Source organism: Enterobacter sp. BIGb0383 (assembly GCF_003751845.1).
In the GTDB taxonomy this organism is placed as follows: Bacteria; Pseudomonadota; Gammaproteobacteria; order Enterobacterales; family Enterobacteriaceae; genus BIGb0383.
The window spans coordinates 305,713-330,600 of the sequence record NZ_RJKQ01000004.1 but is presented as its reverse complement, the minus strand read 5'-3'; the positions used below and the strand labels follow the sequence as shown (position 1 = coordinate 330,600).

The 24,888-nt window shown below is 56.2% G+C and carries 23 protein-coding genes; 12 read left to right on the top strand and 11 right to left on the bottom strand.

What is annotated here, in order from left to right:
* Nucleotides 1-29: 29 nt before the first annotated feature.
* From ftsX to ftsY, 3 genes are read right to left on the bottom strand one after another with little or no spacing between them, the layout of a single operon-like run.
* Complete coding sequence (ftsX, locus tag EDF81_RS19525) at nt 30-1,085, bottom strand: permease-like cell division protein FtsX (RefSeq protein ID WP_123349944.1); 1,056 nt, start codon at nt 1,083-1,085, stop codon at nt 30-32.
* Entirely contained in the window at nt 1,078-1,746 is a 669-nt protein-coding gene (gene ftsE, locus EDF81_RS19520) for a cell division ATP-binding protein FtsE (protein WP_123349824.1), read from the bottom strand. The genes ftsX and ftsE overlap by 8 nt, the downstream gene beginning before the upstream one ends.
* A 2-nt stretch (nt 1,747-1,748) precedes the next feature.
* The gene (gene ftsY / locus EDF81_RS19515) at nt 1,749-3,122 is read right to left on the bottom strand and encodes a signal recognition particle-docking protein FtsY (RefSeq protein ID WP_123349823.1); all 1,374 of its coding nucleotides are present in this window, start codon (nt 3,120-3,122) and stop codon (nt 1,749-1,751) included.
* Nucleotides 3,123-3,359: 237 nt separating this feature from the next.
* Here ftsY and rsmD point away from each other — a divergent pair, with 237 nt between their 5' ends.
* From rsmD to zntA, 4 genes are all read left to right on the top strand, one after another.
* Complete coding sequence (gene rsmD, locus EDF81_RS19510; protein ID WP_123349822.1) at nt 3,360-3,956, top strand: 16S rRNA (guanine(966)-N(2))-methyltransferase; 597 nt, start codon at nt 3,360-3,362, stop codon at nt 3,954-3,956.
* Nucleotides 3,946-4,221, top strand: a complete 276-nt coding sequence (locus tag EDF81_RS19505; protein ID WP_123349821.1) for a DUF1145 family protein — start codon at nt 3,946-3,948, stop codon at nt 4,219-4,221. Before rsmD ends, EDF81_RS19505 begins: the two co-directional genes overlap by 11 nt.
* Before the next feature lie 125 nt (nt 4,222-4,346).
* Nucleotides 4,347-4,973, top strand: coding sequence for a lysoplasmalogenase (locus EDF81_RS19500; RefSeq protein WP_123349820.1), 627 nt, complete (start codon nt 4,347-4,349; stop codon nt 4,971-4,973).
* Nucleotides 4,974-5,050: 77 nt separating this feature from the next.
* Entirely contained in the window at nt 5,051-7,243 is a 2,193-nt protein-coding gene (gene zntA / locus EDF81_RS19495) for a Zn(II)/Cd(II)/Pb(II) translocating P-type ATPase ZntA (protein WP_123349819.1), read from the top strand.
* On the opposite strand, the gene tusA is transcribed toward zntA, so the two are convergent.
* Entirely contained in the window at nt 7,240-7,485 is a 246-nt protein-coding gene (gene tusA, locus EDF81_RS19490) for a sulfurtransferase TusA (protein ID WP_123349818.1), read from the bottom strand. The two genes, zntA and tusA, sit on opposite strands and share 4 nt — an antisense overlap.
* Nucleotides 7,486-7,664: 179 nt before the next feature.
* Between tusA and EDF81_RS19485 the strand changes: the two genes are divergently transcribed.
* Together EDF81_RS19485 and EDF81_RS19480 are read left to right on the top strand one after the other, a co-directional pair.
* Complete coding sequence (locus tag EDF81_RS19485; RefSeq protein ID WP_123349817.1) at nt 7,665-8,330, top strand: 7-cyano-7-deazaguanine/7-aminomethyl-7-deazaguanine transporter; 666 nt, start codon at nt 7,665-7,667, stop codon at nt 8,328-8,330.
* A gap of 73 nt (nt 8,331-8,403) precedes the next feature.
* On the top strand, nt 8,404-8,961 hold the full coding sequence (locus EDF81_RS19480; RefSeq protein ID WP_123349816.1) for a DcrB family lipoprotein: 558 nt from the start codon (nt 8,404-8,406) through the stop codon (nt 8,959-8,961).
* Here the strand turns inward: EDF81_RS19480 and EDF81_RS19475 are convergent, their stop codons facing one another.
* Nucleotides 8,962-10,182: an MFS transporter gene (locus EDF81_RS19475; protein ID WP_123349815.1), complete on the bottom strand. Its 1,221-nt coding sequence runs from the start codon at nt 10,180-10,182 to the stop codon at nt 8,962-8,964.
* 131 nt (nt 10,183-10,313) lie between these two features.
* Here EDF81_RS19475 and EDF81_RS19470 point away from each other — a divergent pair, with 131 nt between their 5' ends.
* Nucleotides 10,314-11,363, top strand: coding sequence for an AI-2E family transporter (locus tag EDF81_RS19470; RefSeq protein ID WP_123349814.1), 1,050 nt, complete (start codon nt 10,314-10,316; stop codon nt 11,361-11,363).
* Nucleotides 11,364-11,367: 4 nt separating this feature from the next.
* Here the strand turns inward: EDF81_RS19470 and EDF81_RS19465 are convergent, their stop codons facing one another.
* The gene (locus EDF81_RS19465; RefSeq protein ID WP_123349813.1) at nt 11,368-11,874 is read right to left on the bottom strand and encodes a phenolic acid decarboxylase; all 507 of its coding nucleotides are present in this window, start codon (nt 11,872-11,874) and stop codon (nt 11,368-11,370) included.
* 98 nt (nt 11,875-11,972) lie between these two features.
* Between EDF81_RS19465 and EDF81_RS19460 the strand changes: the two genes are divergently transcribed.
* Nucleotides 11,973-12,833 (top strand): LysR family transcriptional regulator, encoded by an 861-nt coding sequence (locus tag EDF81_RS19460; protein WP_123349943.1) that lies wholly within the window; start codon nt 11,973-11,975, stop codon nt 12,831-12,833.
* A gap of 69 nt (nt 12,834-12,902) precedes the next feature.
* Nucleotides 12,903-14,618 (top strand): GGDEF domain-containing protein, encoded by a 1,716-nt coding sequence (locus EDF81_RS19455; protein WP_123349812.1) that lies wholly within the window; start codon nt 12,903-12,905, stop codon nt 14,616-14,618.
* Nucleotides 14,619-14,659: 41 nt separating this feature from the next.
* Here the strand turns inward: EDF81_RS19455 and EDF81_RS19450 are convergent, their stop codons facing one another.
* From EDF81_RS19450 to EDF81_RS19435, 4 genes are all read right to left on the bottom strand, one after another.
* Nucleotides 14,660-16,564, bottom strand: coding sequence for a methyl-accepting chemotaxis protein (locus EDF81_RS19450; protein WP_123349811.1), 1,905 nt, complete (start codon nt 16,562-16,564; stop codon nt 14,660-14,662).
* Between the two features lie 178 nt (nt 16,565-16,742).
* Nucleotides 16,743-17,585 carry a BglG family transcription antiterminator LicT gene (gene licT, locus EDF81_RS19445; RefSeq protein WP_123349810.1) on the bottom strand — a complete coding sequence of 281 codons (843 nt, stop codon included), beginning with the start codon at nt 17,583-17,585 and terminating at the stop codon, nt 16,743-16,745.
* 64 nt (nt 17,586-17,649) lie between these two features.
* The gene (locus EDF81_RS19440; protein ID WP_123349809.1) at nt 17,650-19,497 is read right to left on the bottom strand and encodes a beta-glucoside-specific PTS transporter subunit IIABC; all 1,848 of its coding nucleotides are present in this window, start codon (nt 19,495-19,497) and stop codon (nt 17,650-17,652) included.
* Nucleotides 19,498-19,743: 246 nt separating this feature from the next.
* The gene (locus EDF81_RS19435; protein ID WP_123349808.1) at nt 19,744-21,132 is read right to left on the bottom strand and encodes a glycoside hydrolase family 1 protein; all 1,389 of its coding nucleotides are present in this window, start codon (nt 21,130-21,132) and stop codon (nt 19,744-19,746) included.
* Nucleotides 21,133-21,619: 487 nt separating this feature from the next.
* Here EDF81_RS19435 and EDF81_RS19430 point away from each other — a divergent pair, with 487 nt between their 5' ends.
* From EDF81_RS19430 to EDF81_RS19420, 3 genes are all read left to right on the top strand, one after another.
* The gene (locus tag EDF81_RS19430) at nt 21,620-22,729 is read left to right on the top strand and encodes an ABC transporter substrate-binding protein (protein ID WP_123349807.1); all 1,110 of its coding nucleotides are present in this window, start codon (nt 21,620-21,622) and stop codon (nt 22,727-22,729) included.
* Between the two features lie 108 nt (nt 22,730-22,837).
* Complete coding sequence (locus tag EDF81_RS19425; protein ID WP_123349806.1) at nt 22,838-23,395, top strand: TetR/AcrR family transcriptional regulator; 558 nt, start codon at nt 22,838-22,840, stop codon at nt 23,393-23,395.
* A gap of 77 nt (nt 23,396-23,472) precedes the next feature.
* Nucleotides 23,473-24,156, top strand: coding sequence for an RES family NAD+ phosphorylase (locus tag EDF81_RS19420; RefSeq protein WP_123349805.1), 684 nt, complete (start codon nt 23,473-23,475; stop codon nt 24,154-24,156).
* Between the two features lie 30 nt (nt 24,157-24,186).
* Here the strand turns inward: EDF81_RS19420 and EDF81_RS19415 are convergent, their stop codons facing one another.
* Nucleotides 24,187-24,867: a helix-turn-helix domain-containing protein gene (locus EDF81_RS19415; protein ID WP_123349804.1), complete on the bottom strand. Its 681-nt coding sequence runs from the start codon at nt 24,865-24,867 to the stop codon at nt 24,187-24,189.
* Nucleotides 24,868-24,888 lie beyond the last annotated feature (21 nt).

The window sequence follows — 24,888 nt, the reverse complement described above, 5'->3', positions numbered from 1 at the left end:
TGGCAGGGGATGATTATAACAGAGATTTTTTAGTCAGGGGTAAAGTGACGTAAATGTTGAACGGTGGCCAGCCAGGCGGCGATCCAGCCGATCATTGAGCACAGCAGCAACAGAAGCAGGCACTCGTCAAACGACAGGCCGCTCAGCTCGAACTGGGTGCCGAACACCTTCGCCACCTCGGTCACCGCCGAGGAGAGACGCATCACCAGAATCTCGGACAGGATCAGCGACAAAAATGCCCCGGAAAAGCCGAGCAGCGCGCCGCCGTAGAGGAACGGGCGCAGGATAAAGCCGTCGGTCGCGCCAATCAGCTTCTGTACATTGATGGTATCGCGACGGGCAAAGATACTCAGACGCACGCTGTTACCAATAACCAGGAAGACGGCAGCAATCATCAGCACGCCGATCATCGCCGACACGCGGCCAACCAGCCCGGTCAGCGCCGCCAGTCGGGCAAACCAGCTGTCGTCCATGCGCACTTCGTCAATGCCCTGAACCTGCGAGATACGATCGCGCAGGGTGTTCAGCTCCTGCGTCCCCTGGAAGTCGATCTTCGGCACCACCACCGCGACCGCAGGTAGCGGGTTCTCTTCCAGCATATCCAGCGCGCCACCAAACCCGGACCAGTTACGGAACTCGCCCAGCGCCTCGTCGCGCGAAAGATAGTTAACCTTATCCACGCCCGATTCCGCCTGTAGCTGCCCGACCACCCGTGCCGCCGCGTCGTCGTCCAGCGCCTTATCGAGGTAGACGGTGATCTGCGGGGAAGGATAATACTGAGAGGCTGCCTGGTTAACGTTTTTGTAAACCATATAGCAGACGCTCGGCAGGGTCAGGGAGATAGCAATCACCATCACCGTCAGGAAGGTGGCAAAGGGTTTGCTTTTCAGATCCTGCAGTGCGCCCTGCCAGGCGTAGCGCACCTGTTCGTTAAAGACGTTGGTTTTCCGGGAGCCGGCATTTGAAGACGGCTTATTGCCGCGCTTCGGCGTATTACGATTGCTGTCGCCGCCGACAGATTTACGCATCCGGTCAAACCGGCTGCCGAACTGTTTGATATGGTTCATCGCTTCGCGCTTATTCACCGGCCAGGCCTCCATGCAAATGCCCGTCGCTCAGGCTCAGCATCCGGTACGAACGACGCGAAATCAGCCCCATATCGTGGGTTGCCATCAGCACCGTCACGCCGACGCGGTTAAACTCTTCAAACAGGCGCAAAATGCCCTCGGAGAGCGCATCGTCCAGGTTACCGGTCGGTTCATCCGCCAGCAGCACCGCCGGTTTATTCACCACCGCACGGGCAATACCCACGCGCTGCTGTTCACCCCCGGAGAGCTGGATCGGGAAACTTTTCGCTTTGTCGAGCAGCCCGACTTTATCCAGCGCAGCCGAGACGCGGCGACGAATATCGTCCCCGCTGGCGCCCGCAATGATCAGCGGGATCGCCACGTTGTCGAAGACCGTGCGATCCATCAGCAGATGGTGATCCTGAAAGATCATCCCAATCTGCCGACGCAGGAACGGCACTTCGCGGTTTTTCAGGCGGCTGATATCGTGCCCGCCAAACCAAATTTTGCCGTCGCTCGGGCGCTCAATGCCGCAAATCAGCTTGAGCAGGGTACTTTTCCCCGCGCCAGAATGGCCGGTCAGAAACGCCATCTCGCCCTGTCGCAGGTGGAAAGTGACACCCTGCAACGCTTGTCTCCCACCGAGATAGGCTTTGCTGACATGTTCAAAGCGAATCATTGTTAATCCTCTCGGGCAAAAAGCGCCTCAATAAAATCGCCCGCATTAAACGGACGCAAGTCCTCAATACGTTCACCCACGCCAATATAGCGGATGGGGATAGCAAACTGATCCGCCACCGAGAAGATCACCCCCCCTTTGGCAGTACCGTCCAGCTTGGTCAGGGTAATCCCGGTCAGCCCGACGGCCTCGTGGAACAGTTTGGCCTGGCTAATCGCATTCTGCCCGGTGCTGGCGTCAATCGTCAGCATGACTTCGTGCGGTGCATCAACGTCGAGCTTTTTCATCACCCGGACGATTTTCTTCAGCTCTTCCATCAGGTGCGCTTTGTTCTGCAGGCGCCCGGCGGTGTCGGCAATCAGCACATCAATCTTGCGCGCCTTCGCCGCCTGAATAGCGTCAAAAATCACCGATGCGGAATCCGCGCCGGTATGCTGGGCAATCACCGGGATATTGTTGCGCTGTCCCCAGACCTGGAGCTGTTCAACCGCGGCGGCACGGAAGGTATCGCCCGCGGCCAGCATCACCGATTTACCCTGCTGCTCAAACTGGCGCGCCAGCTTGCCGATGGTGGTGGTTTTCCCCACGCCGTTAACGCCGACCATCAGGATCACGAAAGGCATTTTGCCTTCCACGTTCAGCGGTTGATCGACACCGGCGAGGATCTCGCTCATTTTCTCTTTCAGCAGACCGTAGAGCGCTTCCGCGTCTTTCAGCTGCTTGCGGCTGGCCGTTTCGGTCAGATGCGTGATAATTTTGCGGGTGGTTTCCACGCCTACATCGGCAATCAACAGCTGCTCTTCCAGCTCGTCAAAGAGATCATCGTCGATTTTTTTGCCACGGAACAGACTGATAAATCCGGAACCGAGATTCTCTTTTGTTTTCAGCAGGCTACGTTTTAAACGGGCAAAGAAGCCTTCTTTGGTCGGCTTTTCCTGCTCCTGTACCGGCTCGTCGTCAGCGACGATCAGCGCTTCCTGAGCAGCCTCGGCGGCGGTTGCGGCCAGGGCCTGCTCTTCCAGCTCTTCATCGCTTATCGGCGTTTCGTCTTCGATAGCCGGTTCCGGCTCTGGCGTGAGCTCGGTCTGCGCTTCGATAACCGGCGCTTCGGGTTCCGGCTCTGGCTCTGGTTCCGGTTCTGGCTCAACAATAGCGGCTTCCGGCACGTCTTCGACCGGGGTCGGCTCAGCCTCTGCAACCTGCTCCGTTACCTCAACAACCTCAGCAGCGAAGGCTTCAGCCTCAGGCGTTGCCTTTTCGCTCTCTTGTTCAGGCGTCGGCTGCTCGATTTTTTGTTCTTCGTCAGCGACCTGCTCAGGCTCTTTCTGACCAAAGCCCAGCCAGGAAAAAAGGCCACGTTTTTTCTGATCCGCCATTTGCGACCACACTCCTCGCTGTTATTTCATGGCACAGCCCGGTCTGATGCCGACCGACGCTGAAAATTTTTGAGAATGAATACGTTAGTCTATCACTTTCCGTGCAGCGCATCACCGCCTGAAAATCAGCTTCACGACGCGCCACGGGCTTCATATCGACAAAATGTAACAAAGGTTTCACCTAAAGCGCGTCATCGTTAGAATAGCGGCCATTCCATAGGGTCTGAGAACCAAATAATGAAAAAAACCTCTTCTGCGGCCAGCGGCCAGATCCGCCTGATTGGCGGCCAGTGGCGCGGACGTAAACTGCCGGTGCCCGACAGCCCGGGCCTGCGCCCGACAACGGATCGGGTCCGGGAAACCCTGTTTAACTGGCTGGCCCCGTCGATGGTCGATGCCCGCTGCCTGGACTGTTTTGCTGGTAGCGGTGCGCTGGGTCTGGAAGCCCTCTCCCGCTATGCCGCCCGCGCCACGCTGCTGGAAATGGAACGCGGCGTCGCACAGCAGTTACAAAAAAATCTGGCTACGCTAAAAGCAGGCAACGCCCAGGTGGTCAACACCAATACGCTGGCGTTTCTGGCGCAGACCGGCACGCCGCACGATATCGTCTTTGTCGATCCGCCGTTTCGCAAAGGGCTGTTAGAAGAGACGCTGACGCTGCTGGAAAGCAACGGCTGGCTGGCGGATGACGCGCTGATCTACGTTGAGAGCGAAGTCGAAAATGGCCTGCCGCCCGTCCCCGCCAGCTGGCAGCTGCACCGCGAAAAAGTGGCGGGCCAGGTCGCCTACCGGCTCTATCACCGTGAAGTGCAAGGAGAGAGTAATGCTGATTAATCTGGGGCGTTTGCTGATGCTGGGCGTCTGGGCATTTTTGCTGCTGAACCTGGTGCAACCTTTTCCGCGTCCGCTGAATATTTTCGTTAACGTGGCGCTGGTGTTTATGGTGCTGATGCACGGTTTACAAATGGCGCTGCTCAAGTCGACGCTGCCCGCGGACGGCCCGCAAATGACCAACGCTGAGAAGGCACGGCTGTTCCTGTTTGGCGTGTTTGAACTGCTGGTGTGGCAGAAAAAACTGACGCCGAAGAAAAAAGGCTAAAAATGCAAGATTCAGCATAGTCTGCCCTGTCTGCCGTTGTCATCTGCTACTCCCGGACACTACACTGACCGGACAGAGTCGTAAGCAAGGTGCTTATGTGACAACAACGGATTCAGGGACTTACTATGCTTTGGTCTTTTATCGCCGTCTGTTTTTCCGCCTGGCTGTACGTTGATGCCTCCTACCGTGGCCCCGCCTGGCAACGCTGGCTGTTCAAACCGGTCACGCTATTACTGCTGCTGTTGATGGCCTGGCAGGCTCCGATGCTCAGCGCCGTTAGCTATCTGGTGCTCGCCGGGCTGTGCGCCTCGTTGATTGGCGATGCCTTAACGCTGCTGTCGCGCCAGCAGCAGCTCTACGCCGTCGGTGCCTTCTTCCTTTCTCATCTGCTCTATACCATCTACTTTGCCAGCCAGATGACGCTGTCGTTCTTCTGGCCGCTGCCGCTGGTCCTGCTGATTATTGGCGCCCTGCTGCTGGCGACCATCTGGTCACGACTTGAGGCGCTACGGCTACCCGTCAGCACCTTTATTGCGATTACCCTGGTGATGGTCTGGCTGGCCGGTGAACTGTGGTTCTTCCTGCCGTCGGGTCCGGCACTGTCGGCATTCTGCGGTGCCGTGCTGCTGCTGATCGGCAACGTTGTCTGGCTGTTCAGCCATTATCGCCGCCGCTTTAAGGCCGATAACGCCATTTCCGCCGCCTGTTACTTTATCGGCCACTTCCTGATAGTGCGTTCACTTTATCTCTGATGAGGTCTTGACTCTGGAGTCGACTCCAGAGTGTATGCTCCGGTTAATGAGAAAATTATCATTAACCGGAGGCCACCATGCCGACCTCAGAATTCGATAAAAAAAGTCCCCCGCAGTTCGCCACGCTGAAGTTTGCGCCCGCTGCCGAAAAGGCGGCCTGCTGCGATAGCTGCGAGGATCGCAGCGAGCCACAGTCAGTGCCGGACGACGCACGCTATAGCTGGATTGTGACCGGTATGGACTGCGCCGCCTGCGCCAGGAAAGTGGAAAATGCGGTGCGTCAGGTTGCGGGCGTCAGCCGGGTTCAGGTCCTGTTTGCCACCGAGAAACTCTTTGTTGATGCCGACCAGGATATCCGCCAGCAGGTAGAACAGGCCGTACAGCAGGCGGGATATACCCTGCGGGATACCGCTGCGCCCGCGCCGCTGCCCACCTCCCGGCTGCGGGAAAACCTGCCGCTGATTGCCCTGATCCTGATGATGGCCGTCAGCTGGGGGCTGGAGCGGTTTAACCACCCTCTCGGCAATCTGGCCTTTATCGCCACCACGCTCGTCGGGCTGTGGCCGATTGCACGCCAGGCCCTGCGCCTGATGAAAAGCGGGAGCTGGTTCGCCATCGAAACCCTGATGAGCGTGGCGGCTATTGGCGCGCTGTTTATCGGTGCGACCGCCGAAGCGGCGATGGTCCTGCTGCTGTTCCTGATCGGTGAACGGCTTGAAGGCTGGGCCGCCGGTCGGGCACGCCGTGGCGTCAGCGCCCTGATGGCGCTCCGACCGGAAACCGCCGTGCGTCTGATAAACGGTGAACGGCAGACCGTCGCGATTGCGCAGCTGCGTCCTGGCGACACCATCGAAGTGGCCGCGGGCGGTCGCCTGCCGGCCGACGGGAAACTGATCTCCTCCTTCGCCAGCTTCGATGAAAGCGCCCTGACCGGTGAATCCGTCCCGGTTGAACGCAGCAGCGGGGAGCGGGTCGCCGCCGGAGCCACCAGCGTCGATCGTCTGGTGACGCTGGAAGTGGTGTCAGAACCTGGTGACAGCGCTATCGACCGCATCCTGCGGCTGATTGAAGAAGCCGAAGAGCGCCGGGCCCCCATTGAGCGCTTTATCGATCGCTTCAGCCGTGTCTACACGCCGATCATAATGGCTCTGGCGCTACTGGTTGCCGTGGTGCCGCCGCTGCTGTTCGCCGCGCCGTGGATGGAGTGGATTTACAAAGGCCTGACCCTGCTGCTGATCGGCTGCCCGTGCGCGCTGGTGATCTCAACCCCGGCGGCGATTACCTCCGGGCTGGCCGCAGCGGCGCGTCTTGGGGCGCTGGTCAAAGGCGGCGCGGCGCTGGAGCAACTGGCCCACGTGCGCCAGGTCGCCTTCGATAAAACCGGGACGCTGACCGTCGGGAAACCGCAGGTTACGGCCATTATCCCGGAAGCGGGTCAGACGGAAGAACGCCTCCTGGCGCTGGCTGCCGCCGTTGAGCAGGGGTCGAGCCACCCGCTGGCCCAGGCTATCGTGCGTGAAGCCAGCGCGCGTCAGCTGACGATCCCGGTAGCTCACGACCAGCGCGCCCTGCCGGGTTCCGGCATTGAGGCGGAGGTGGACGGTCAGCGGGTGCTGATTTGCGCCCCGCAGCAGTCGCCGTATAACGGCTCTGCCGACAAGGTCAGCGAGCTGGAAAGCGCCGGGCAAACGGTGGTCATGGTGATGCAGGAGAATACCCCGCTGGGTCTGCTGGCCCTGCGCGATACCCTGCGCGAAGACGCACATGAGGCAATACAGGCTCTGAATCAGCTGGGTATCAGCGGGGTGATCCTGACCGGGGATAATCCGCGTGCGGCGGCCGCCATTGCCGGAGAGCTGGGGATGGAGTACCGCGCCGGGCTGCTGCCCGTCGACAAAGTGCGGGCGGTGAATGCGCTGAATCAGCAGTCGCCGCTGGCGATGGTCGGAGATGGGATCAACGATGCTCCGGCGATGAAGGCAGCTTCCATCGGTATTGCAATGGGCAGCGGGACCGACGTGGCGCTGGAAACCGCCGATGCCGCCCTGACCCATAACCGTCTGACCGGGCTGGCGAAGATGATAAGTCTGGCCCGCGCCACCCGCGCCAATATTCGGCAGAACATTGCCCTGGCGCTCGGACTGAAGGCGATTTTCCTGGTGACGACGCTGCTGGGCATCACCGGTCTGTGGCTGGCGGTGCTGGCGGATACCGGGGCAACAGTGCTGGTCACGGCCAATGCGCTGCGACTGCTGCGCAAAGGCGCTTAGTGACTTTTACGCAGCAGATAACGGAAAGGCAGTGATTCCGACTGTTCGGCGACCAGCTCGTGATCCATAAAACGGCAGAAGCCGGGAATATCGCGGGTGGTGGCCGGATCGTCGGCCAGAATCAGCAGGGTTTCACCGACCTGCATATTGCGCACGGTTTTACGTACCATCATGACGGGCTCCGGGCAGCGGAGTCCCAGCGCATCAAGCGTGTGGTCGGGGCTGTTGAACAGGTCGGTCATGGTGGTCTCACGTCATCAAAAACGGCCATAGTTTACGCCGGCTGCTTCCTGACGCAAGGTCAGGTTGTGCCAGGTTAACGATTGCGTGAAAAATAGCCGTTGCAATCCCTGTGTCACACAGTATTATGCAGCGGTTTTTTATTGGGTTCCCTCACCCCAACCACCAAAAAGGCTACAACATGATGCAATTCAATTCTGCACAGCGCATGAAAGCGCTGTTCTGGCTGTCGCTATTCCATTTGCTGGTGATCACCTCCAGTAACTATCTGGTGCAGCTGCCGGTGTCGATTTTCGGTTTTCATACCACCTGGGGCGCGTTTAGTTTCCCCTTTATCTTCCTGGCAACCGATCTCACCGTCCGTTTCTTCGGCGCACCGCTGGCGCGGCGGATTATCTTTGCCGTGATGATCCCCGCCCTGCTGATCTCTTACGTGGTCTCGGCCCTGTTTTATATGGGCTCCTGGCAAGGGTTCGCGGCGCTGGGCAACTTCAACCTGTTCGTGGCCCGTATCGCTATTGCCAGCTTTATGGCCTATGCGCTGGGGCAGATCCTCGACGTCCACGTCTTTAACCGTCTGCGTCAGAGCCCGCGCTGGTGGCTGGCCCCGACCGCGTCGACCTTCCTTGGCAATGCCAGCGATACGTTAGCCTTCTTCTCCATCGCCTTTTGGCGCAGTCCGGACCCGTTTATGGCCGAGCACTGGACGGAAATTGCACTCGTCGATTACTGCTTCAAGGTGTTAATCAGCACGCTGTTCTTCCTGCCGATGTACGGCCTGCTGCTGAATATGCTGATGAAAAAGCTGGCAGATAAATCCGAAACGCCGGCATTTCAGTGCCGATAAAGGTTCGCCAGACGGGTTGTGATAAGATGCTCGCATGAGCCGTTAATGGCCGTTTATCGAAAGGAAGAAGTCAATGCGCAATCTGGTTAAATATGTCGGTATTGGCCTGCTGGTTGCGGGCCTCGCAGCCTGTGATAACAGCGACACGAAAGCATCGGCACAGGGGGCTTCTGCCGAAAGCAGCGCCAGCGGTCAGCCGATTTCCCTGCTGGAAGGTAAACTCACGTTCTCTCTCCCGGCGGATATGACCGATCAGAGCGGCAAGCTGGGCACTCAGGCAAACAATATGCACGTTTACTCTGACGCCAGCGGCCAGAAAGCGATGATTGTTATCGTCGGGGACAATACCAGTGAAGAGCTGTCAGTGCTGGCAAAACGTCTGGAAGACCAGCAGCGCGCCCGCGACCCGCAGCTTCAGGTGGTGACCAACAAATCCATCGAGGTGAAAGGCCACACCCTGCAGCAGCTGGACAGCATTATCTCCGCCAAAGGTCAGACGGCCTACTCTTCCGTTGTGCTGGGTAAGATCGATAACCAGCTGCTGACCCTGCAGGTCACGCTCCCGGCGGATAACCAGCAGGAAGCGCAGACCACGGCAGAAAACATTATCAATACCGTCGCGATCAACTGATCACTCCGGTGAAGACCCGGCCTCCGTTGCCTGCAACGGGGGCCGTTTTTTTAGCCGCCATGCCAGCAGCAGCGCTACCGCCACCAGCCCCGCGGCCGCCATATAGATAACCGACACGCCTGCCCAGGCCATCAGCAATCCCGCCAGCGGCCCGGTGACCCCCAGCGATAAATCCATAAATACCGTATAGGTCGCCAGCGCCGCGCCCTGATTCTGCTGCGGCACCGCTTTTACCGCCACCACGCCCAGCGCCGGGAAGACCAGCGAGAAACCGGCCCCGGCCAGGAAGGTGCCGATTTTCGCCACCAGCGGCGTCGCGGCAATCCCCACCAGCAGCAGGCCGATAATCTCTACGACAAAGCAGATCATCGCCACGTTCAGCCCGCCCAGACGGTTGATCCCGTTGGGGAAAAATAGCCGGGTGCCGACGAAGGCGCAGCTAAAGAGCGTCAGGGCAAAGGCCGCGCCGTCCCAGCCTTTGGCGTCGTAGAACAGAGTAATAAAGGTGGCGATCACCCCGAAACCGGCAGAAGCCAGCGCCAGCGCCATACCGTAGAGCCACACTCTGCCCAGCACCGCCCTGAACGGCATCGGCTTGCCCTTGCTGGCCTTCACCGCCGAACGCGGCAGCGCGGCGATAATCGCCACCAGCGCCACACCCATAATGGTCAGCGCCAGTCCGCGCAGGCCGCCATACTGGTAAAACAACACGCCCAGCGGCGCGCCAATGGCCATCGCACCGTAGGTGACAATCCCGTTCCAGGAGATCACCCGGCCAATATGCAGCGAACCCACCGCGCCAACGCCCCAGAGGGTAGAACCGGTTCCGGCAAAGCTCTGACCGACGCCCAGAATCAGACGCCCCACACAGAGCAGGACCATACTGAGCACCGCAAACTGGGTGCTCGTCGCCGCCAGCAGGTAGCTCAGGCCACTGAGGAAGCAGCCGCACAGGCCAAAGATAACGACTTTTTTCGGCCCCAGCAGATCGGCGTAGCGACCCGCATGAGGGCGGCTCAGCAGGGTAGCAAAGTATTGCAGACTGATAACCAGACCGGCCCAGAAGGCGCTAAAACCCATCACGTCATGGACGTAGCCGGGCAGTACCGCCAGGGGTAAGCCAATTGTGAGGTAACTTGCGAAGTTAAAAGCGGCAATAGAGACAATGCGTAGATTGAGACGTAATCCACTAAGCGCCGGTTCGACGGCGGGCTCGGCCATAGTATTCACCTGATTTTGCAACAGTGTTTCAATGTTACATGCCAGCGTTATGAAAGTCGCCGCGACTTTAAGATTTTCTACGGCGAACAACGCACTACACTTAGTTACCAGGATAAAAAAAGGAATTACCCATGACCACCCCTCTTCCCGACAAAACGGGAATGCATATTTTATTGAAACTGGCCGCACTGGTCATCATCCTGGCAGGGATCCACGCGGCAGCGGACATTATCGTCCAGCTGCTGCTGGCGCTGTTTTTCGCGATAGTCCTTAACCCGCTGGTGAGCTGGTTTATGCGCCGCGGTATCAAGCGCCCGGTTGCCATTACCATCGTGGTGATAGTGATGCTGGTGGCGCTGACGGCATTAGTGGGCATTCTGGCCGCCTCGGTGAGCGAGTTTATTGCCCAGTCTTCCAGCTTTAATAAAGAGCTCACCCGCAAGCTGGGCGCGCTGCAGGAGATGCTCCCCTTCCTGAATGTCCATGTTTCCCCCGAACGGCTGATACAGCGTATCGACTCGGATAAGCTGATGACCTTCGCCACCGCGCTGATGACTCAGCTCTCCAATGCGATGGCCAGTATCGTGCTGCTGGTGATGACGGTAGTCTTTATGCTGTTTGAAGTGCGCCATGTGCCCTACAAGCTGCGTTTCGCCCTTGCCCGACCGCAAGTCCACATCGCCGGGCTGCACCGGGCGCTGAAGGATGTCTCCCACTATCTGGCGCTTAAGACGCTGCTTAGCCTGTGGACCGGGGCCATCGTCTGGCTGGGGCTGGTTTTAATGGACGTGCAGTTTGCCCTGATGTGGGGCGTGCTGGCGTTTTTACTCAACTATGTCCCCAATATTGGTTCGGTGATTTCCGCCGTGCCGCCGATGATCCAGGCCCTGCTGTTCAATGGATTCTACGAGTTTGTGCTGGTGGGAACCCTGTTCCTGGTGGTGCATATGGTACTCGGCAATATGGTGGAACCCCGTATGATGGGACACCGCCTCGGGATGTCGACGCTGGTGGTGTTTCTGTCATTGTTGATCTGGGGATGGCTGCTGGGACCCATCGGAATGCTGCTGTCGGTGCCGCTGACCAGCATCTGCAAAATCTGGATGGAAACCACCGAAGGCGGCAGCAAGCTGGCAATCCTGCTGGGCCCCGGCAGACCGAAGAGTCGACTACCGGGGTAGTGCGCTAGAGCAGATTGCGCGGAAAATCTTTCGGCAATTCGCTGGCCGGGCAATCAATCACGCTCTCATTGTTGGGACCGCAGTCACGCACAAAGGTGATGGTCGCAAATTCGTCAATCACCTCGGTCGGATACGCCGGGCCGGCATCGCGATACGCGTTCATCTGCGGGATATGCTGGTTCTGGAAACAGACGGTTTTTTCCGGGTTGTTGATGACCCAGCGCGGGAAAAAGATCGTCCCATGGAACAGTCGGTCACCGAGGTTCGCGATCAGGCTGACGTCGGTGCCGGTCGGTTCGGTCCAGGAAATTTTATAGATGCTCTCACCCACCCGCACAATGTACGCCTGCTGATCTTTAACCCAGCGATTCGCCACAATCCCGCTATGAATACGGTAATCCAGGGTGTTTTCGTTTTTAACGTAAATCTCGTAGTTCCAGCCATTATCGTAGGTATAAACCAGATGTTTGCCGACAAAGCCGCTCAGATCCTGTTTATTAAACGTGTTCATATAACCCTCCTGTTGAGTTGATATGAGGATCGTACCCCTTCAAAAATTGAATGAATAACGCTATGTTTGAATCAAATTCATCCAATTTTTCGATGGGTATGCATAAAACAACGCTGGAGCAATGGAGCCTGCTGGAGCAGGTGGTGACGCTGGGCAGTTTCGCCCGCGCGGCAGAGGCAACCCACCGCAGCCAGTCCTCGGTGAGCTACAATTTGACGCTGCTACAGGAGCGGCTCGGCGTTCCGCTGCTTAAGCAGGAGGGCCGCCGTGCGGTGCTTACGCCAGCGGGTGAGCTGCTTCTCGGCCAGGTAAAACCGCTGCTGAAAGCCTTCTCCTGGGTGGAAACCCGCGCCGTCACGCTGCGGGACGGGATGCGTACCCGGCTGGATCTGGTGGTCGACAGTATCTTCCCCCGCAAACGCCTGTTCGCCATCCTGCGGCAGTTTCAACAGCGCTATCCACAAACGCAAATTCGCCTGACGGAAGTGCTGGAAAATGCTGCCCAGGAGCCAACCACCCATAGCGATGCCGATGTGATGGTGCTGACCCGCCGCCAGGATATTACCGGTCGTGGAGAATGGCTGATGAATATCGACTTTATTGCCGTCGCCCACCGGGAGCATCCCCTGAGCCAGCAAACGACACCGCTGAATGATGACGCCCTGGCCAGCTGGCCGCTGATTCGTATCGCCGAGCGCGACAGCGTCCGGCAGCCAGAGCGGGAGGCGTGGACATTCTCAACCATTGATGCCGCCATCGAGGCGGTGATGTATCAGGTCGGCTACGGCTGGCTACCGGAAGAGCGTATCCAGCCGCTGCTGGATCGCGGTGAGCTGGTGCCGCTGCAGCTGCATCACGGGGCACGCCGCGCCACGCCGCTGCACCTGATCGTCAAACGCGATATGGCCCCGCCGGACGAGCAGGTCACCGCCCTGTTGGCACTGTTCAGTCACGCCTGAGCATTTTTTTCCAGATGGTGTATATTTCTTGAACCGACGGTTCAAAAATGCATCTTCTGGTGGCGTTCTATGAATAGTCCCCTCTCGCCAAAAATAAAAAACTTCGACCGTAAGCTCTCTCTTAACACTAAATTAAGCACCGGATCCTTTATTTTATTTGGATTGTCACTCACCCTGGCCCTCGGATTGTTTCTCATCATCGGAAAATCTTATTTTGATGCCAGGGAAAATCACCACCGAATTATCATCTACCGTAATGTCCTGATTGCCGCCAATAAAATCTCTGCGGAACGCGGGCCAATCAATACGCTATTGGGCGGGGATTATCCTGATGATTCCCCCGTCAGAAAAAGGCTGTGGCAGTTTCGTCGGGAGACGGACGACATCTTAAATATTCTCGAAAATACCCTGCCGAAAGACGATAAAGCGATGCTATACCACGCCAGATCGTTACTGAGCGATGCCCGAAAACGGACCGACCAGATCCTGGCGATCCCCTTTAGTCAGCGAACATTAAGCACGCTGACGCAGCCTGCCAGGATGATGTTTGCAGCCGTCGATGCGATGCTGCCCTTAACCAATGCCACCGCCCTGAGCCTGTCGCCAGACGACGGAATGGCCGATGAGCCATTGATTGGAAAAAAGTTATTAGAAATAAGAGATTACGCCGGTAGGCTGGGGTCAATCCTCACGCCCTATATCGCGAAAAGAGAGGCGATCAGCGAGGCCGACCGTGACCAGCTCCAGCGCACCGTCGGTAAGATCCAGCAGCTGTGGGAGCTGGTTTACCCGAATCTGAAGCGCTTTCCATCGCTGGCGGCATCGACTTCCGTTGTTGAAAGCCGGTTTTTCGGCGATGGTCTGTATCTTATTACCCGGCTGGAAGAGGAGGCCAGAAGCGGCCAGTACACTTACACCACCCGGATGATGACCGATGAACTGGTCCCCACGCTGCTGCCTCTGGAAGAAACCCGTCTGGCTTATCTGAACCTGATGCTGAACCAGGACGACGAACGACTACAGAGCACCGCATTATGGTTTTTTATTGTCACGGTTCTGACCCTGTTAATTATCACCATCAATATTACGCTGATCGTCGCCACCCAGCGTCTGATCTTCTATCCGCTATTAAAAGCCCGGGATGATATCGTGGCGATTTCGGAAGAGCGCGATCTGCAGAATGCGAGCGCCGCCCTGCACGGTGGCCCGGAAATTGAAGAGGTCTTCCGCGCCATTAACATCCTGCGCTCCAAGCTGCTGGAACGTCAGCAGCTTACCGCGACGCTGCAGCATCAGGCGTCAACGGACGGTCTGACAGGACTGCTCAATCGACGGGTCTTTGACACCATCATCACCGGTCAGGGGTATTTTGAAGATATCGATAGCCATGTCGGGCTGATTCTTATCGATATCGATAAGTTTAAGAGCATCAATGATAATTACGGCCACGAAGTCGGCGATATTATCCTGAAGAGCGTTGCCGACTGTATTAAACGCAACGTCCGCTTTGATGATTTCGTGGCCCGATACGGTGGTGAAGAATTTGCCATTATCCTGCCCGGAAGCGAGCTCGCCATATTTGCCCATATCGCCGAGAGTTTACGCCTCGCCATTGCGGAAGATCCCTTCGACATCGGCGAAGAGAAGGTGCTGGCGGTCACGGCAAGCTTTGGCGTCGCCGTCGGTCAGCGTGGGGAAGAGAGCTGGCAGGATCTGTTTCGGGCGGCGGATAAAGCGCTGTATGAGGCGAAACGGAGCGGCAGAAACCAGGTTTGCACGGGGTAAATACGCCTCTCCCGAAAGAGAGGCGCTGCGGTAAAACGCGATCAGGCAATAAAGCGATCGACCAGCGTAGACATGGCTTCCGACTGGCCGTCAAGCATCTGGCTGGCGGTCGCCGCCTGGGACACCAGCGCGGCGTTTTGCTGGGTCACCTGCTCCAGTTGGTTCAGCGCCTGATGTACCTGCGCCACGCCCAGGGACTGCTCATTGGCGGCGCGGGCAATATCACTCACGTACTGCTTCATCCGCCCGGTATTGTCCGCCGCCGCTTTCAGGGCCGTGCCGGACGCGGTAACGCGGTCCACCCCTTCACCGATCTTATCCATATTCTGGTTAATCAGTTCGCGGATCAGGCTGGCCTCTCTGGCGCAGCGCTGAGAGAGGTTGCGCACTTCCGTCGCCACAACCGCAAAGCCTTTGCCGAGCTCGCCGGCACGCGCCGCTTCAACGGCGGCGTTAAGCGCCAGCAGGTTTGTCTGGAAAGAGATCTCATCAATAGAGCCGACGATCTTAGAGATCTGCTCGCTGGAGGAGCGGATCTCCGCCATGCTCTCGCTGGCCTCGTTCGAAACGCGGTTAGCCTCAAGCACGTCGCGTTCCATCGCATGGGTCAGGCGCTCCGCCTCGCTTGCGTTGTCGGCGGTCTGGGTAATGGCGGTCGATATCTGCTCCATGCTGGCGGCAGTTTCCACAATCGAGGCTGCCTGTTCGTCGGTACGCTGAGCCAGATCCTGGTTACCGGCAGCAATATCGCTGCTGGCGCTGCGCAGCACCACCGCGCCGGATTTAATCTCCTGCACGATATGCTGAATGCTCTCAATCGACTGGTTATACGCGCGGTTCAGGGCAGAAAGCTCATCGCTTCCCGGCACATCCAGGCGACGGGTCAGATCGCCATCCATTTCGGCAATGCTTCTCAGGGTGCCGTTAAGCTGCTGCTGGATACTGCGCGCCACTATCACCGCAAAGGCGATGGCAATCAGCAGGGCAATCAGGCTGATTGCCAGGAAGGATTGCCAGTCAACGCGGGCATTGTGAGCCAGGGCTGCGGCATGGGCCTGGAGGGTGTCGGCCGTATGATTTTCCACCTTACGCAGCGTTTCAATACGCTGAGTCTGGGCGGTAAACCAGTCGGTCGGGTTGACGCCAAAACCGCCCTCGGCCGCCTTATCGAAGGCCGTATTTCGCAGTTCAAGGGCGCGGGTGGCATCGGCAGACTGAAGCGCTTTCTCCAGTTCACCCGCCTGGGCTGGGGTGCTAAAGCGGCGGGCCGCCGTCAGCCAGGCCTCCTGTTTGCCCACCACATCGCTAAACATACGGAACTGGCCGTCGTCAAAGCGATCCATCGAGAAGATATTGGAGAGCAGCGCACGCTCAACGCCGGCCTGCTCCTTTAAATTCAGCAGGCTGTAGTAGGCCGCCAGTTCATTGACCATCGAGCCGGAGGTGCTTAAGTGCCCCATTCCGCCGACAAAATTCAGCACGCCAGCAATCGTCTGCGTATAAAACTGACTCGCTTTAGGTGAATCCAGCCCCAGCCCGCTGATGGCCGTACGCGTCGTCCCCAGAGACTGAATACTCTCATTAAAGGTTTTCAGCGTGGCGGCAATATTGCCCTGGAGAAGATCTTTATCCGTGTCGGCAATCACCTGGTTTAATTTCGCCAGCGCCTCATCGGTTAATGTCCGCTGAGCGGCTAATTCATCGCGGAACTGCTGCCCGCGTGCGCCGATAAATCCGGCGCTCATTCCACGTTCACGCTGGAGCTGGTGAACCACATCACCGGCGCTGCGGGCCAGGGTGGTGAGCTGCCCGATGGTGTTCATCTGTTGTTCAGTATCGATACGGCTGACCATGCCCGAACCGGCAAACCAGATCAGAGCAAGCAGTAGGGGGAAGAGTGCAATAAACAACTTCATTTTCATTGAAATACGATAAATCCATGACATATCGATATTTTCCTTATTTTCTGGCGGGGATCATAAGGGTTATCGGTAAATGTCCTCATAAGCTTTACGTCTATTGGGTTATGACAACCCGGTTTGTTATTCGCAGAAGGGGAAAAGACCACCAAAGGATTAATTAGTAAGAAGTATATTGATAACACCAAAGTTTGGTAGTCGACGTTTAACGAAATACGCTGTCCTTGCGTAAGCGTTCAATATGGATCGCCAGAAAGGCAATTTCATCGTAGGTGAGCGTATGCTGATAATTCTGTTTAACCCAGCCGCTCAGTTTCAGAGCGCAGCCCCAGGACTGGGCCAGACGCCTATCGATATCATCGTAGAGAGATTCCTGCTGATGCGCGACAAAATCCCGTGACAGCAGGCGCTGGGTAAAAAACTTCAGGTGCGTAATAAATCGTTGATAGTTCAGGTTATGCTCATCCCAGCTGATATTGAGATCGTACTTGACGATATTGAGCATATTCTTGACGATTTCAGTGCCTGTCATCACGTTCTGCATGTTATTTTCACCCGCCGCATTAACGATATGCAGGGTGATAAAACCGATTTCGTCTTCCGGTAAATCGAGCTTCAGGGTGTCATTAATGAGCTGTAGCGCCCGCTGGCCCACCGCATACTCCTCGGGATAGAAACGACGAATTTCCCAGAGCAGCGGATTTTTTATTTCCATCCCTTTTTGATGGCGTAATACGGCGAAATTAATATGATCGCTGAGGGCAATAAACAGCGTGTCCTGAAGGTCGATATTCAGGGCATCACGCGCCATCGCCACAATTTTTTCAGTGACGGCCAGATACACCGGGGGGATCTCGGCAAGAATGTCGGCAAAAAAGGCCGAAAGATCTTCCTGCGTTTTCAGAAAGCGGCTCTCAATCAGCGCCTCATCCACGCAATCACCGGTTTTCTTACCGAAACCGATACCTTTGCCCAGGACGACACACTCTTCACCTTTATCGGTGATCGCCAGTACCGCATTGTTACTTAAGATCCTGTCAATTTTCATGGCATTGCCCGTTATCCTGGCCGCCGTGCGCGGCCTTATTGTCGTCCCGCTGGCAGCGGTGTGCTCAGGTTAGCATAATAATCGGCTCGCCCACCTGCTGCTGCTTTACCGGCAGCGTGGCAACGCCCTGATAAGCCTCAACGTTTGTGATGACCACCGGCGTTACCAGCTGATACCCGGCCTCGCGGATCGCCCCGATATCAAACTCGATAAGCAGCTGGCCTGGCGCGATCCTCTCTCCTTCCTTCACATGCAGCGTGAAGTGTTTACCCTGCAGCTGGACCGTATCGATACCGATATGAATCAGGATTTCCGCTCCGGCGTCAGAGCGCAGGCCGATGGCATGCCCGCTCTCAAAGGTGTGCGCCACATAACCTGCGACCGGAGAATAGACGGCCCCCTCTTCCGGGAGGATCGCCACGCCCTGGCCGACGACGCCCGAGGAGAAGACCTTATCGTCGACGGCCTCCAGGGCGATCAGCTGGCCTTTCAGCGGCATGGCGATGGTTTCACCGGCCACCTTCAGCGTCTCCGGCACTGTCGGCGCCGGCGCGATGACGGTTTCGGGTTCCACATCCTTAAAGCCGACCACCAGGGTCAGGATAAAGCTGGCGGCAAAGGCAAGCAGACAACCAATGACAAAGCCCATAAAGCCGTCGCCGTAGAAAATCGGCACCGTCAGCAGGCTGGTCATCCCCATCGAGATCGCCGAGCTTTGCGCATAGCCGACCACGGCCCCGCCGATGGCCGCCGCAATCACCGCGCAGATAAACGGCTTTTTCAGCTTCAGGGTGACGCCATAAACGCCAGGCTCGGTGATGCCAAACAGCGAGGCGATAAAGCTACTGCCCGCCAGCGCTTTCATTTTCTTATCGCGGGTGCGCAGCATCACCGCCAGCAGCGCCCCGGACTGGGAGAAGACCGCCGGACCGGTGGCGGCTTTCAGATAGCTGTGGCCCAGTACCGAAAGGTCGTTAATAAACAGGGTCACAAAGCCCCAGTGAACGCCGAAGATGACAAACACCTGCCATAGCGCGGCAAACAGGGCGCTGGCGAGGATCGGATTGAAGTGATAGATGCTGACGAAAAGGTGCGCGACCCATTCGCTCACCGTGATACTGATCGGCCCGATGGTGATCAGCGTCAGCGGGACCATAATCAGCAGCAGGAAGAACGGCGTCAGGATATTGCGCACGCTTTCATGGAAACGGCTATTCAGGAAACGCTCCAGATAGCTCATCACCCACACGCTGAGGATAATCGGCAGGACCGAGGAGGTGTATTTCATCATCACCACCGGAATGCCCCAGAACATCACTTCGCGACCGCTGTCGAACAGCGTCTGAATGCTCGGATAGACCAGTGCCCCGGCAAGCGACACCGCAACAAAGACGTTGGCACCAAATTTACGCGCCGAGGTGATCGCCAGCAGCAGCGGCAGGAAGTAGAAAAGGCTATCGGAGGCGGCCTGCAGAATAATGTATTCCGACTGGCTGGTACGCATCCAGCCTGCGGCAATTACAATTGCCAGCGCGCCTTTAAGCACACCGGCTGCCGCCATCGCGCCCAGCAGCGGGGTAAAGATCGAGGCCACGACGTCCACCAGCCGACCGAGCAGGGAACCCCCATCGTCAGCCTGTGCCTGCGGCTCGCGGCTGTCGTTCAACAGCGAAGAGATCGGGCCAAACTCGCGGTAGACTTCCGAAACCCGGTTGCCGATCACCACCTGCAGCTGACCGGCCGCACGCACCACGGTAATCACCCCGTCGAGCGCTTCCAGCTCGGCTAATTTGACCTGCTGTAAATCAACAATTTTAAAGCGTAAGCGGGTCGCGCAGTGGACCAGGCTGGCCACGTTTTTTTCGCCCCCGACGCTTTGCAAGATTTGCTCCGCCAGCCGTTTTGTATTCATAGTTGATGCCCCGTTGTTGCTGTTATCCTCAGCACGCCTGAAAAAATGCAAAAAAAAACCTGGTCCGACAGCTATCTCGTGAGAAATAGCTGCCGAACCAGGTCTCGCTCAGGCTACTGCCTGATGACGTCCTGCAGAGAAATTTATAAATTCCTGCGCCGATTGCGGCAAGGAAAACAGTTGTCTTATGTGACCGCTATCACCTTAAGAAATAAAGGTTTTAGCGCTTATTTTTCCAGGCAGTGATTACAGTGATTCGCCGTTGCTGCCGATCACATCCCGATACCACCAGAAGCTCTTTTTCCGCGTCCGTTGCAGAGTGCCCTGCCCTTCATCATCGCGATCCACATAGATAAAACCGTAGCGCTTGGACATCTGTGCCGTTCCGGCGCTGACCAGATCGATCGGCCCCCAGCTGGTATAACCCAGCAGTTGCACGCCATCGTTAATCGCTTCGCGTACCTGCAGCAGATGCTGGCGCAGATAGTCGATACGATAGCCATCATTGATCGTCCCGTCCGCTTCTACCACGTCGCGGGCACCGAGACCATTTTCAACAATAAACAGCGGTTTTTGATAGCGATCCCACAGGTCGTTAAGCAGGATACGCAGCCCCTCCGGGTCAATCTGCCAGCCCCACTCCGACGCTTCCAGATGCGGGTTAGGGATCAGGCGCACAATATTGCCGCGAGAGGCCGTATATTTTTCCGGCTCGAAGGTCGCGCAGCCGCTCATGTAATAGCTGAAGGAGACAAAATCCACGGTGTGACGCAGCGCATGGCGGTCTTCATCGGTGATATGCAGTTCAATATTGTTCTCACGGAAATAGCGCCCGGTCCATGCCGGGTAGTCGCCGCGGACCTGAACATCGCCGAAGAAGAGCCATTCCCGGTTTTTCTTCTGGCTCTCCAGCACGTCGCCGGGATGGCAGGTCATCGGGTAGCGTAAGGCACCGAGCAGCATATTGCCGATTTGCGCATCCGCAATAATCTCATGGCAGGCTTTGACCGCCAGCGCGCTGGCCACCAGCTGGTGATGAATGGCCTGGTAGATCTCCTGCTTTGACGGCTCGCCGGTTAAGCCAATCCCGGTAAAGGGTGAATGCAGCGCCATATTGATTTCATTAAAGGTCAGCCAGTACTTCACCTTATGCTGGTAACGGGTAAAAACGGTCCGGGCATACTTCTCGAAGTGGGCAATCGTCTCGCGGCTGCCCCAGCCACGGTATTTTTCCACCAGCCCATAGGGCATCTCATAGTGCGAGAGGGTAATTAACGGCTGGATCTGGTACTTCGCCATCTCGTCGAACAGGCGGTCATAAAAGGCCAGCCCGGCTTCACAAGGCTCGGCTTCGTCTCCCTGCGGGTAGATACGCGTCCAGGCGATCGAGGTACGTAGCACCTTAAAGCCCATTTCGGCGAAGAGCTTAATATCTTCCGGATAGTAATGATAAAAATCGATGGCGGTGTCTTTAATGCAGCTATCACCGGGCTGGCGCGGCGTAACCTCGCCATGTAACCCTTTAAACTGGACGTCGGAGGTCGATATTCCTTTACCGTCCCGATCCCACGCGCCTTCGACCTGGTTCGCAGCAACCGAACCGCCCCATAAAAATCCTGCGGGAAATGCCTTCATGTTTGCTCTCCTTTTATCGTGCTGCCTGGCCGCAGCGCAAAAAAAACCTGGGCAAAGAAGCGTGTGAGTTAACGCCTCTTTGCCCAGGTCTCGCCCGCTATCGCGGTTACGTCCTTTGCCACAGCACAGTAACGGATCCGTTTCGCCGGGGAAATTGGTAAGGGTGGGTTATGTGACAACTATCACGACAAAGGGTCTTCATCCTCGCTGAATCTGGCATCTGAAAAACAACCTTTAATTTTGTACAAATGTACTATTAACAAAATTTAAATCCATTACTGTTAACAATAAACTTAACTAATGAATTTAAAATCCATTTAAACACAAATAAAAAGAATCAAAAACCCAACAAAACAATCACATAATTTGAACATCTTGTTCAGGTGAGGAGGATTTTCATCATTCAGGGCCGGGCGTAGCATGCCCTGCATCGACGGGAAACCGCGATGTAACGGTAACCAACACCCTCAGTTCGGAAGGTAAAACTATGTCCATCGCCTTAACGCCTGCAAAAATTATTGCTTTAGCCTTATCGGCGGCTATCCCTGCAAGCTATGCAGCGGTCGCCCCGGAAAAACAAACGCTCGACCAGCTCTATCAAAATGCGCTCAAAGAAGGCGGCGAAGTTATCGTCTATGCCGGCGGCGATACGCCAGGGCAGCAGGATGGGATCAAGCAGGCTTTTGAAAAACGCTTTCCCGGCGTGAAGCTGAATGTGATCGTCGATTACAGCAAGTTCCACGACGCCCGTATTGATAATCAGCTCGCCACCAACAGCCTGGTCCCGGACGTGGTGCAACTCCAGACGCTGCAGGACTACCCGCGCTGGAAGCAGGAAGGTGTCCTGATGAACTACAAACCGGCCGGCTGGGATAAAATCTGGCCCGCCTTCCGCGATAACGACGGCGCATGGACCGGCGTGTTTGTGGATGCCTTCTCTAACGTCGTCAACACCCGCCAGCTACCGGAAGCACAGTGGCCTCGCGAAGCCAAAGATTACCTGAACCCGGCGCTGAAGGATAAAATCGTGCTGACCTGGCCGAACGACGACGATGCCGTGCTGTTCTGGTTTAAGCAGGTGGTGGATCAGTATGGCTGGGACTACGTTGCTAAGCTGAAGGCGCAAAATCCGATGCTGGTACGCGGCACTCAGGCTCCTGCCGACGACGTTGAAAGCGGTAAGGCGCTGGCAACCTTCTCCACCGACGGTATGCTGAGCCCGGATGCGCAGGCCAACTCCCGCTTTATGCTGCCGACCCACGATCCGTTTGTCTCCTGGGCACAGCGGGCCGCTATCTTCAAAAAAGCCAAACATCCGGAAACCGCAAAACTGTATCTGAACTGGCTGCTGGATAAGAACACCCAGTCGAACGTCTGGTATATGTGGTCCGTCCGTACGGACGTTGCACCGGCCAAAGGTTACAAACACATCTGGGAATATAAAAACACCCATCCTGAAGCCTTTGAGAAGTTTATGAGCAACAGAGCTGAAGTCGAACGCTTCCGCGCCCAGATGACGCTCTACTTTGGCGAAGTGACCGGTGAGCCGTCTCCAGGCTGGCCAGGTCTGCACCCGAGCACAGCGCTGGCGCATTAATCGCCAGCCTCAGAGGGCCATCACAGGATGGCCCTTTTCTTTTGGAACCCCTGTGGAATAACGTATCATCGTGCAGATATGATTCTGCCGCCCGTCAGGAAAAGGTTAATGTCCCGGTCGAAAAGTGAGCTCACCAAAGAAAAAATCATTCGCGCTGCGGCAGAGGTTATTCGTCGGGATGGCCTGCAGGCCTGCACCCACCGGGCCGTGGCGGAAGAGGCTGGCGTCTCGCTGGGCACCACCACCTATCAGTTTGCCACCCTCGATGCGCTTCTGAGCGCGGTGATGCAGCTGGCCATCGAGGACTTTACCGACAGCACGCGCCGCTGGCTGGATCTCAACCGCGAGGGCGCACCGGAAGCTGTCCTGACCCGATTCGTGTTATGGACGCTAAGCGAGCGGTCGCGACTGAATACGGAGTATGAGCTGTTTGTCGCCGCCGTATCACGTCCGCTACTGCGTCCCTGCGCCATGAACTGGCTCCATGTGCATGAATCGCTGCTCAGCGAATATCTGCACCTGACGGCAGAACAATCCAGAGCGGCGGTCTCCTTTATTGATGCCTGGCTAATGCGCGGCATTCTGGATGAACCGGATGCCTTTCTTAATGAAGCGCTGATCCATCAGGTATTTCGGGCGATTGTGATTGAAAAACCTGCGACATAGCGCATCTAAAATCCCGGCCCACTCAGATATGATATCCAGCGCCAACACGACATTGCACGGGTGCTCAAGGGAATGTAATGAAGAGATCAAAATCAGAGGGAAACCCAGACGGTGAAGTCAGTGAGTCTGTAAACACAACGTTGAGCGAACAAGACGAAGCAGTACTGGCAAAAATTGCGAAACTGCCAAAAGAGCTTTTCAGTAAATGTGAGAAATTAGTGAGTAAAGGGACGGAAGCGTATCGGCTCCAACACGAATCACACAAGGGAAATAGTGTCTTTTTCAACCAAAACGGGCAGGACTGTCGTTACAATTTAGTCGATGGAAAAACCGGCTCGATGTACCTTGCCGAGACGCCTGAAACCGCATTGAAAGAGGTGTTCCAGAACAAGAAAGGACTGAAAGAGTCAGATCTCGACGAGTTCTATATGGGCGTTGTCGCCCTGGATAAAGATATAACGGTTCTGCAGGTTGATGAGCTGATTAAACACTCCAGGATAACAGTCAATGATGTCACGATATCAACACGCTCTGTCACTCAGGAACTGGCAAGAAAAGTACGTAAAGCTGGGTTCGATGGGATGAAATATAGATCGAACGTTACCAGTGAGCCATGTCTGGTGGTCTGGCATAACGATCCTTCAGGGAAAGGCGTTGCTACAACACGTAAGCAAATCTGTTTAACTACACTTGACTGGAATGGCCGGGAAACCGCCGACATCCTTGTCAATGATATGGGGATTCCTGTAGAGGAAGGCTAAGGCCAAATAACAGGAACCACTCCTGGTTTATTAAGCCGGATCCTGTGAGCCAAAAAGTCTGCCCAGACGATGTAACTCCTCCATCACAACAGGGTCAGGATTACTCTTCAGAACGTCGGCAACGGTATAAGTGTTTCCCTTTGGATTAAAGCCATCCAGCACAGTATTACGCTCTTCCATGAAAAAAGAATACTGCATACGGTCGCTAAATTTATCCAAATGGCTCAGTAGCGCTTTCAGGCCTTTCAGTACACCTTCATCCGAAATTTTCTCATCATCAGTAAACTGAAAAATGGGATAGTAAAATTCCCCATCCAGATCAAGAGCCAGGAGCCTGCCATTTTTTCTCCAGGTATTCACCGTTGTCTTTGTTTTACCCAGAGCTTCCGCAGTCTCTGCGGTTGAAAGGACGCCGCCATCCGCTTCCAGTGTTTGAGCAAACATAATCTTGCTCTTCAAACGCCTCTGGAGACGTTTTTTCTCTTTGGTCTGGCTTTGGATCGCATGTTCGGTGGAATATTGAACAAGCAGGTCGAACGCAAAAAGCATATCGGTTTGCGACATGCTTTCAGAGCTGACACTTGTTCTGCCTGCGCGAATATTCTCAGCGATTTCACCGACAATGTTTTGCAGGCGGTCTGCTGACATCATGGAAAAACGATTATCGAAGGCGCGATCGTGCACATTGCGTTTTTGTGTAGTCGTCGTCATAGCAACCCCCACTTTTCGATT